The sequence below is a fragment of the Streptomyces sp. NPDC059696 genome (genome assembly GCF_042733745.1).
Lineage (GTDB): Bacteria > Actinomycetota > Actinomycetes > Streptomycetales > Streptomycetaceae > Streptomyces.
On record NZ_JBHWFG010000045.1, the window covers coordinates 43669 to 53594 of the forward strand.

A 9926-nucleotide genomic window follows, 5' to 3' on the forward strand; every position below is an offset into this window, starting at 1 on the left:
TGACATGAGCACCAATGTCCTGCGCACCGCCGACGGCTGGTGGGTGGTCCTCCCCGCGGAGTCCGACCCGGCTGGAGCAGAGGGGACCCTCGTCCAGCGGGCCGTCCCCGTCGACACCAAGGCCGTCACCACCGCCGAACTGATCGCCGACCGTGACGCCGTGCGGGAGGCGGCGCTCTCCGCCGCCGAGGGCACGCCCGTTGCCGACCTGGTGGCACTCTCGCCGGTCACCACCCCCTGCCGGGTGGTCGCCCAGATGGTCAACTACCGCAGCCACGCCCGCGACTCGGGCTTCACCGGCGACATCCCGCCCACCTTCTTCCGCAAGGCGTCCGGCTCGGTCAGTGGCCCCCGGGACGCCGTCGTCCGGCCCTCCCACGTGGAGTTCCTCGACTACGAGATCGAACTCGGGCTCGTCATGGGCGCCTCCTTGCCCGTCGGCACCGTGGTGGAGGAGCGGGACCTGCCGACCTACGTCGCCGGGCTGGTCATCACCGACGACGTCAGCGCCCGCGATGTCCAGCTGACCAAGACGCAGTTCTACGAGAGCAAGTCCTACCCGACCTTCACACCGACCGGCCCCTACCTGGCGCTGCTGGAGCCGGAGGACTTCGCTCATCTCCTCGATCTGCGGCTGAAGTTGCGCGTCAACGGCGAGCTGCGCCAGGACCGCACCCTCGCCGACATGATCGTCCGTCCGGCGCGGGCGCTCACCCTGCTGGCCCGCTTCCAGAACCTGGACGCCGGTGACCTGCTGCTGACCGGCACGCCCGGCGGTACGGCGCTGAAGGCCCCGCCGAAGCCGATGGAGAAGATCGGCGCGCTGCTGCCGCCCGCGGTGAAGTGGAAGGCTTTCTTCAGGAGTCAGGCCAGGAACCCGCACTACCTGCACGCGGGTGACGTGATCACGGCGACGATCGCGACCCCGGACGGCCGGATCGACCTCGGCGAGCAGCGCACGCCGGTCGCGGACGCGAACCAGCACCCGAGGTGAGCCGCACATGACCGCCGATGAAGCCGCACGGGTGCCCGTCGATGAAGCCGCACGGGTGCCCGCCGATGAAGCCGCACGGGTGCCCGTCGATGAAGCATCACGGGTGCCCGCCGACGGAGCCGCACGGGTGCCCGTCGTGATCGTCGGGGCCGGGCCCGTGGGCGTGACCGCCGCTCTCCTCCTGGCCCGGCGCGGAGTGCGCAGCATCGTCCTCGAACGCCACCAGGACGTCTACCCGCTCCCGCGTGCCGTCGCCACCGACGACGAGGTGCGCAGGATCCTCCAGGCCGCGGGCGTGGAGGAGGAGTTCACCGCTGTCGCCCGCCCGGCGAACGGGCTGCGGCTGCTGGACGCCCGGCACCGGGTGATGGCCGAGTTCCGCCGCACCGGGCACGGCCGTCACGGCTACCCGCAGACCAGCATGTTCGACCAGCCCGATCTGGAGCGGCTGCTGCGCGACGCCCTCGCGCGGCGCCCGGAGTGCGAACTGCGCGGGGGAGTGGAGGTCACCGGCGTCGGTCCGGACACCACCGGCCCCGTGCGCGTCACGTACCGGGACGGCGGCGGCGAGCACGAGCTGTGGGCCGAGGCGGTCCTCGGCTGTGACGGCGCGAACAGCCTGACGCGCGACGCCCTCGGCGCCGTGTGGGAGGACCTGCGCTTCGAGGAACGCTGGAGCGTCGTCGATGTCCGCACGAAGGCCGAAGTCCGCTGCTGGGAGGGCGTGGACCAGGTCTGTGATCCGCGTCGCCCGGCGACCTTCATGCGCGTCGGCGAGGACCGCTACCGCTGGGAGTTCCGGCTCGGAAACACCGAGACGCCGGTCCGCGAGCTGATCGCGCCGTGGTTGCCGGCCTCCTTCGACGGGGACGTCCAGGTGCTCCGCGAGGCTCGGTACACCTTCCGGGCGCGGGTCGCCGACCGCTGGCGCAGGGGACGGGTCTTCCTGCTCGGTGACGCCGCTCACCTCACCCCGCCGTTCATCGGGCAGGGACTGTGTTCGGGCATGCGGGACGCCTACAACCTCACCTGGAAACTCGCCCGCGTCCTCCGGCAAGGCGCCGACGAACGGCTCCTGGACACCTATGAGAGCGAGCGCAAGCCGCACGCCCGGCATGTGATCCGGCTCGCGGTCGCCATGGGCTGGGCCATGACCGGCGGTCAGGACGGCGCCGCCACGATCCGCCGCAGGGCGCTGTCCATGGCCTGCCGTGTACCGGGCCTGGCCGAACTGGTCGGCCGTGACCTCAGCCCGCCCCTGACGGCCGGGCCCCTCGTCCGGCGCGGCACCCGCAGGAGCCTGGCGGGCTCGCACTGCCCGCAACCGTGGATCACCGCCGACGGGCGGCGTATCCGCCTCGACGAGGTGCTGGGCGACTCCTTCGCCGTCCTGACCGCCGCCGAACCGTGGCCCTCGCTGAGTGCCCTCGCCCAGGGGCTGGGCGTCCGCGCGATTCCCGTGACCGGCCTCGGCGACGACGGCACGCTCGCCGCCTGGCTGCGCACCGGCCGGGCCGATGCCGTCCTGCTGCGCCCCGACCGTGTCGTCATGGACGTCGTCCCGGCCGGTGGCCGCGCCTTCACCGACATTCCCGCCTGGGCATCGCTTCTGCACACCACCCGAAGCCCCCTGCCACCCCGACGGACCGCCGGGACCAGCCTGCCGAGGAGCGCCACACGATGACCGTGCCCGAGCCGTTCACGACGCCCGATCCACAGGCCGTCGCGGACAGCACCATCATGGACTTCGCCCGCCATGCCGGCCTGGCGGGCGCCGACTACGCCGCCCTGCACCGCTGGTCGGTCACCGACCTGGAAGGCTTCTGGGGTGCGGTGTGGGAGTACTTCGACATCGACGCCGACACCCCCTACACGCAGGCCCTGGCGGAGGACCGGATGCCCGGCGCCCGCTGGTTCCCCGGAGCCACCCTCAACTACGCCCAGCACGCGCTGCGCAACCTCGCCGACGACGCCGTGGCGGTCATCGCCCTCGACGAGACCGGCTCCTGCTACGAGGTGACCGCGGGGCGCCTGCGGTCACAGGTCGCCTCCGTCGCAGCCACCCTGCGCGACCTGGGCGTCGGCCGAGGGGACCGGGTGGTGGGCTATCTGCCCAACACCCCGTATGCGATCATCGCGTTCCTCGCCGCCGCGAGCCTGGGTGCCGTCTGGTCGGTGTGCGGGCAGGACTACGCCCCCAAGGCCGCCGCCGACCGGTTCGCCCAGCTGGAGCCCAACGTCCTGATCGCCGCCGACGGTTACCTCTTCAACGGCACCGCCCACGACCGCCGCGACGCCACTCTCGAACTCGCCCGCGCGCTGCCCACACTGAAGGCGACGCTGCTGGTGGACCACGTGGGGCTGCCGTGGCCGGCGCAGCCGTACCCGTCCTTGGCCGTCCCGTGGGAGGACGCCGCCACCCGTACCGAGGAACTCACCTGCACGCCGGTGCCGTTCGACCACCCGCTGTGGGTCGTGTTCTCCTCCGGCACCACCGGCCTGCCCAAGGGCATCGTCCACGGCCACGGCGGCGTCCTGCTGGAACACCTCAAGACCCTCGGCCTGCACTGTGACCTCGGCCCCGGCGACCGCCTCCTGTGGTACACCACCACCCACTGGATGATGTGGAACCTGGTCGCCTCGACGCTGCTGACCGGTGCCACCACCTGCACCTACGACGGCAGCCCGGTGCCCCTCGCCCAGCCCGACACCCTGTGGAAGCTGGCCGCCCGCCACCGCGTGACCGTCTTCGGCGCCAGCCCCCAGTACCTGCTGGGCATGGCCAAGTTCGGCATCGACCCGTCGGTGCACGACCTGTCGTCGATCCGCGTGGTCGGCTGCACCGGCTCCACCCTGCCGGCCTCCGCGTACCCCTGGGTCCGCGACCACGTCGGCGACCGTGTGCTGCTGGCGTCCATCAGCGGCGGCACGGACGTCGTGTCCGGCTTCGCGGGCAGCGCGCCCAACACCCCTGTCTGGGCCGGGGAGTTGTCGGCTCCCCACCTGGGCGTGGCGCTGGCCGCGTACGACGCCGAGGGCTTCCCGGTCGTCGACCGGGTCGGTGAACTCGTCGTCACCCGCCCGATGCCGTCCATGCCGCTGTACTTCTGGAACGACCCCGAGGGCACGCGCTACCGCGAGGCGTACTTCTCCTTCTACCCCGGCGTCTGGCGGCACGGCGACTGGATCACCCTCACCTCGCACGGCTCGGTGATCGTGCACGGCCGCTCCGACAGCACGCTCAACCGCAACGGCGTACGCCTCGGCAGCGCCGACATCCACGATGTCGTCGAACGCCTCCCCGAGATCACGGAAGCCCTGGTCATCGGCGCGGAGGAACCCGACGGCGGCTACTGGATGCCGCTCTTCGTCGTCCCCGCCGCCGGGGTGGTCCTGGAGGACACCCTCCGAGACAAGATCCGTGACGCCATCAGAACAGGCGCCTCACCCCGCCACGTCCCCGACGAGATCATCGAAGTGCCGGGCATCCCGCACACGCGCACCGGCAAGAAGCTCGAAGTCCCGGTCAAACGCCTGCTCCAGGGCGCCCCCGTCGACCAAGTGGTCAACCCGGCTGCCGTGGACGCCCCCGAACTCATCGACCACTACGCCCGCCTGGGGGCCGCACGCAGGGACCGATCGGCATGACCAGCACCCACACCGTCCTCGCCGTCGTACTGTCCCTGGTCTTCCTCCCCCTGGGGCTGGCGAAGATCGCCGCGGTGCCGTTCATGCGTCAGGCGGCCGCGCACCTCGGCATGTCACCGGGCCGTTACCGCGTCATCGGCGCCCTGGAGGTGGCGGGAGCCACCGGCCTGCTGCTCGGCCTGGCTCTCGCCCCGCTCGGCGTGGCCGCCGCCGGCGGACTGGCCGTGCTGATGGCGGCCGCCGCGACGGTTCACCTGCGCCACGGCGACCCGCTCACGCAGGCCTTGCCCGCCGCCGTACTGGCCCTGACGTCAGTGGCGTATGTAGGGGCGGCGATCACCACCGGCTGACGGGCCGGGCGCATCACCGCGCCGAGCAGGGGGCTGCCGATCACGTCATGCCCGGCAGGGCCCGGCAGGACGACTACTTCTGGACCGAGCTCGCGGCTCTCCCCCTCAAGACCGTCGGCCGTCTGCCGCTTCCCGGCGAGGCGGCATCCACCCAGGAGGACTGAAGAGCCGCAGGTCAAGCCGCCCGTGGGCCCCTTTCATCCTGCGACGTATCCTGCCCGCTTCCGTCCGACCGTGCTCACATCCAGCCCACTCCGCTGCACATTCACTTGGAAAATGCCAAAGCGTTCATCTGCGGCGAGCACATTCCGTAGTGTCGTGCTCACGTTCGCGGGAACGGCCGTGCAGGGGGAGGGGATTCGGCGTGCCCGGAATCGACGAGAGTCTGCTGGAAGCCATGCGCTTGCCAGGTGCTCGAGGGGCGTCGGTGGTCGATTGGATCAGTGGTCTTGCGCTGGGCGCGGTGGGAGACGCACCCGGTGGTGATGTGGAGGCGACGGCGGCGGAAACCGCCGAACTCGCCCGTCTCGCCACCGAGAGCGGCGCCCTCGCCCTGACCGGCAGGGCCCCGGGCGGACCGTCCGGTGGCGACCCGGCCGGGTCGCCCGGCCGGGACGCCGCCGACCCCATCGGCACCGGCGGGCCGTCCGGCAAGGAACCCCCCGTAGAGGACCTGATCATCACGAACGCCGACTCGTACCACCTGCTCAGGTTCGTCACGACGACCTTCGACAGCACGGTGTTCGTGCACTTATGGCTCGACCGCAGCGAGGGGAATCTCGCCCTGGCCCGCATCCGGCTGGCCGAGATGACGGACCGGCTGGTGCTCGGATGACCACACCCACCCGGGCCCTGCGCACGGAGGAACCCGCCTCGGCCCTGCTCAGCACCCTCGCCGTGCAGGAGGCGACCGGCGCCCTGTCCACCGCGTCGGGGATCGTCTACCTCGCGTCGGGACGCGTCGTCCACGTCGAATCCGCCGTCACCCCCGACCTCGGCGACCTGCTCACCCACAGCGGTGCGCTCGCCCCGGACGGCTGGTGGGAGGCGATCGACCAGGCCGGACGCCGCTGCCGCGTCGGGCGGCAGCTGGTGGACAGCGGACACCTCGCCGCCGGCGCCCTGGAACTGTGCCACCTGGGCGCCCTCTTCGACGCGGCGTACTTCGTCCTCGCCCACGACGGACCGGCCCTCCGGTTCCGGCCCGGAGTCGCGCACTGGCTCGGTGCGGTCCGCTCCGTCCCCGTGGACACCGTCCTGCGTGAGTCCAGACGTCGCCGCGAACTGCTGCACCGCATATGGCCCGAACCGGCCGTCGACCGCGCGCCCCTCGCCCGCGTGCCCGGCTCCGGCACGGCCGATCTGCCGGCCCGGCGCGGCCGGACCCTCGCCCAGGTCGACGGCGTCCGCACCGCCGCCCAGATCGCCACGGCCCTGGCCTGCCGCACCTTCCACACCCTCGTCGAGCTCCGCCGCCTCGCCGCCGCCGGACTGGTGGCCCCGGTGGCCCCCCTCGTCCCCGCCCCCACCCCTTCCCCGACCCCGGTCGAAGCCCCCGCCCCCGCCCCCGCTCTCGTGTCCGCCGAACCGGGCCCCCCTCCTCGTCCCGCCGCACCGGACGAGCCCGACACCGCACTGCTGCGACGGCTCCTGCACGCCTTGGAGGCACTGTGATCCGCGCGCGAAGACAGCGTGCCGAAAGGAGACAGCTCATGGCCGTCGAGACCGACGTCCTGGACGAACTGCGTCGGCTCCGCACCCGCATACCCCGGCTGACCGGATCCCTCGCGGCCACCGTCGACGGACTCGTCCTCGCCCACGACGTGCCGGACACCGAACCGGAGGGGCTCGCCGCGCTCACCGCGGCCGCCCTCGGCGTCGCCTACCGCATGACCGACGCCGCCGCCCGCGGTGACTTCCGCGAACTGCTGGTGCGAGGCTCCAGGGGCTACGTCGCCACCTACGCGGCCGGAACGACCGCCGTCCTCACGCTCCTCGCCGAAGACCGCGTCAACGTCGGCCGTCTCCACCTCGAAGGCCGGCGCAGCGGCGCCCGGATCGCCGATCTGCTCGCCACGCGTGTCGGCCCCGGCACCGGCCGCCACGCCGACCGGCAGCCCCCCGAGGAGCACCTCGCCACAGTGCCTCCGGCCACGGACCGGCCCATCGGCACCCTCCCGGTCCGCACACCACAGCGGCCCACACACCAGCCGCGCCCCCAGACGGGCCTCTGAGCCCACCCCGAACCTTCCGACCCACCGAAACAGCAGACCCAAAGGAAAGGAACCGAGCGCATGGCCAACACGGAGACCGCGCTGAAGGAATGCCTGAGCTCCATCGACGGAGCGAAGGCCGTCGCCCTTGTCGACTACACCAGCGGCATGGCCCTCGGCACCCTCGGCGGCACCAAGGACTTCAACCTGGAAGTCGCCGCCGCGGGCAACACCGACGTCGTCCGGTCCAAACTGCGCACCATGGAACTCCTCGGACTCAAGGAGGAGATCGAGGACATCCTCATCACCCTGAACACGCAGTACCACCTCATCCGCCTCCTGAAGGGCCGCGGAGGCAGCGGGCTCTTCCTCTACCTCGTCCTCGACGGGAGCCGGGCCAACCTCGCGATGGCCCGGCACCAGCTGCGCCGCATCGAAAACGACCTGGAGGTCTGAACCCGCACCACCGGACGGGAGCCCTCCGCCGCCCCGCGCAGCGGAGGGCCCCTCCATGCCGCGGGGCGAGAGCACAGCGGCCTCCGGCCGCGTCTACGGTGGACGCCATGACGGCACCCCTGGACGTGCTCGTGGTCGGCGCGGGCCCCACCGGACTCGCCCTCGCGCTCCAACTGCGCGCCTACGGAACCGGCTTCCGGATCGTGGACCGCTCGCCGGACCATGCCCGGGAGTCACGCGCCCTGGCGATCCAGCCCCGCACTCTGGAGATGCTGTCCGCGTACGGCGTGACGGACGACCTCGTCGAACGGGGCAACCCGGCGGTGCGGCTGCACCTGCACCTGCCCCGGCGGGTGCTGCACGTCCCGGTGTTCGACGTGGGCTGCGACGACACGCCGTACCCCTTCCTGCTCTTCCTCCCCCAGTCGGAGACGGAAGCGACCCTGACGGCCCGTCTGGCCGCGCGGGACGTGACGGTGGAGCGGGGCACGGAACTACTGGACGCCGAGCCGGACGGCGCGTACGTCAGCTGCCGCCTCAGCCACCCGGACGGCACCGAGGAGACCGTGCGGGCACGCTACGTGGTCGGCTGCGACGGCGCACACAGCACCGTGCGCTCCCTCGCGGGCATCGGTTTCGAGGGACACGCCTATCCGCAGACGTTCCTGCTGGCGGACCTGGAGGCCGACGGGATCGAACCGGGAGCCGTGCACACGTACATGACCGCCGCCGGGCTGCTGTTCTTCTTCCCGCTCGGCACTCCGGCCACCTGGCGGATGATCGCGATGCACCCGCGGGGCGCAGCCGGCGACGAGGTGACACTGGACCTTCTCCAGCGGATCGCCGACGACTGGAGCCCCGACAAGGTGATGCTGCGCGATCCGGTCTGGACGACGAGCTTCCGCATCCACGACCGCGGCGCCACCCACTACCGCAGGGGCCCGTTCTTCCTCGCCGGCGACGCGGCGCACATTCACAGCCCGGCCGGGGGACAGGGCATGAACACCGGCATCCAGGACGCGCTCAACCTGGGCTGGAAACTCGCCCACGTCTGCCGCGGCGCGGCGCCGGCGGAACTGCTTCAGACGTACGAGGCGGAGCGCGCCCCGGTCGGACACGCCGTACGCCGCCTCACCGACCGTGCCTTCACCGCCGGTACGAGCGGCCACCCTGCCCTGCGGCTGGCCCGCACGCGTCTCGCCCCGCTCGGTGCCCCGCTGCTCCTGCGCGCGACCGGCGCCCGGGCTCGTCTGTTCCGCACGGTCTCCGAACTCGGCATCCACTACCGCAACGGCCCGCTGTCCGTCACCGGGCCGCACCGCCCGCGCCGGGGCCCACGCGCCGGCGACCGGCTGCCCGACGCCCCGGCCGGACTCCAGCGGCACGTCGCCGGGCCCGGCTACCACCTGCTGCTCACCGGCCCCGGCCGGCAGCCGGAGGACGTGCCGCCGGGCGTACCACGCGACCTGCTGAGTGTGCGGCACCTGGGCCCGCGAAGTCCCTGGCCGGGCGCGACCCACGCCCTGGTGCGGCCGGACGGGTACGTGGGGTACCTGGGCCGGGGCGGCGACCTCGCGGGCCTGCGCGCCTATCTCGACCGCTGGCTGCCGGCCCCCTGACACAAGGGGGCCGGCGCCGGTCCGGCGAGGGATCAGCCGTGGTACGTGATGTACCCGTTGCCGTCCGCGTCCGAGCCGTTCTTCGTGTACGAGTGCACGTCGGCGCGGCTGCCCGACGGCTTGTACACGTAGATGGTGTCCTTGTCGTTGTTCCACATGAAGTTGCAGTTGTCGCGGTAGACGACGTTGTTCGCGTCGGAGTCGGTCCCGTGGCCGCCGCGCAGCTTCACGTAGTCACCCGGCTGGAGGGTGTGGCTCGCGGTGAAGGTGAACTTGTTGCCCGCGGCGTCCTTCACGACGTACCCCTTGAGGTTCACCGTGGTGGAGCGCGAGTAGTTCTTGACGGTCAGGTACTCGTCCTTGGTGTTCCCCCCGGAGCAGCGGTTGGAGTCGCTGCCGGGAGCGTCGTACTGGATCCCGCGGATCTTCAGCGCGGAGTCGTACTCGGCGGCCTGAGCCGGCACCGCCGACAGGGCGGTCAGGGCTCCGGCGGCGAGGGCCGTGGTGGCGACAAGGCGTATGCGCATGGACGTTCGTCCCCCCTGCATGGCCTTCAGGTGAAGGCGATGTGATGGTTCGGTGAAGCATCCGGATCGTACACGCTTCAAGTACGCAGCGGGGCGGGTTCGGTGGCATTGCCACCCAA

10 protein-coding genes are annotated in these 9926 nt (G+C 72.1%); 9 read left to right on the top strand and 1 reads right to left on the bottom strand.

Annotated features, from left to right (window positions below; all coding sequences use genetic code 11):
- Positions 1-4: 4 nt before the first annotated feature.
- From ACFV20_RS33145 to ACFV20_RS33185, 9 genes are all read left to right on the top strand, one after another.
- Positions 5-994, top strand: coding sequence for a fumarylacetoacetate hydrolase family protein (locus ACFV20_RS33145; RefSeq protein WP_385663756.1), 990 nt, complete (start codon positions 5-7; stop codon positions 992-994).
- A gap of 103 nt (positions 995-1097) precedes the next feature.
- The gene (locus ACFV20_RS33150) at positions 1098-2678 is read left to right on the top strand and encodes a bifunctional 3-(3-hydroxy-phenyl)propionate/3-hydroxycinnamic acid hydroxylase (RefSeq protein WP_385663782.1); all 1581 of its coding nucleotides are present in this window, start codon (positions 1098-1100) and stop codon (positions 2676-2678) included.
- The gene (locus tag ACFV20_RS33155) at positions 2675-4642 is read left to right on the top strand and encodes an acetoacetate--CoA ligase (RefSeq protein WP_385663759.1); all 1968 of its coding nucleotides are present in this window, start codon (positions 2675-2677) and stop codon (positions 4640-4642) included. The genes ACFV20_RS33150 and ACFV20_RS33155 overlap by 4 nt, the downstream gene beginning before the upstream one ends.
- Positions 4639-4992, top strand: coding sequence for a DoxX family protein (locus tag ACFV20_RS33160; RefSeq protein WP_385663762.1), 354 nt, complete (start codon positions 4639-4641; stop codon positions 4990-4992). Before ACFV20_RS33155 ends, ACFV20_RS33160 begins: the two co-directional genes overlap by 4 nt.
- Positions 4993-5356: 364 nt before the next feature.
- Positions 5357-5827 (top strand): hypothetical protein, encoded by a 471-nt coding sequence (locus ACFV20_RS33165; RefSeq protein WP_385663765.1) that lies wholly within the window; start codon positions 5357-5359, stop codon positions 5825-5827.
- Entirely contained in the window at positions 5824-6666 is an 843-nt protein-coding gene (locus ACFV20_RS33170) for a hypothetical protein (RefSeq protein WP_385663768.1), read from the top strand. The genes ACFV20_RS33165 and ACFV20_RS33170 overlap by 4 nt, the downstream gene beginning before the upstream one ends.
- Positions 6667-6704: 38 nt before the next feature.
- Complete coding sequence (locus tag ACFV20_RS33175; RefSeq protein WP_385663771.1) at positions 6705-7226, top strand: roadblock/LC7 domain-containing protein; 522 nt, start codon at positions 6705-6707, stop codon at positions 7224-7226.
- A gap of 60 nt (positions 7227-7286) precedes the next feature.
- A complete protein-coding gene (locus tag ACFV20_RS33180; RefSeq protein ID WP_385663774.1) occupies positions 7287-7661 on the top strand; it encodes a hypothetical protein in 375 nt (124 codons plus the stop codon).
- 107 nt (positions 7662-7768) lie between these two features.
- Complete coding sequence (locus ACFV20_RS33185) at positions 7769-9280, top strand: FAD-dependent monooxygenase (protein WP_385663777.1); 1512 nt, start codon at positions 7769-7771, stop codon at positions 9278-9280.
- Positions 9281-9312: 32 nt separating this feature from the next.
- On the opposite strand, the gene ACFV20_RS33190 is transcribed toward ACFV20_RS33185, so the two are convergent.
- Positions 9313-9807: a lamin tail domain-containing protein gene (locus ACFV20_RS33190; RefSeq protein ID WP_385663780.1), complete on the bottom strand. Its 495-nt coding sequence runs from the start codon at positions 9805-9807 to the stop codon at positions 9313-9315.
- Between the last annotated feature and the right edge of the window lie 119 nt (positions 9808-9926).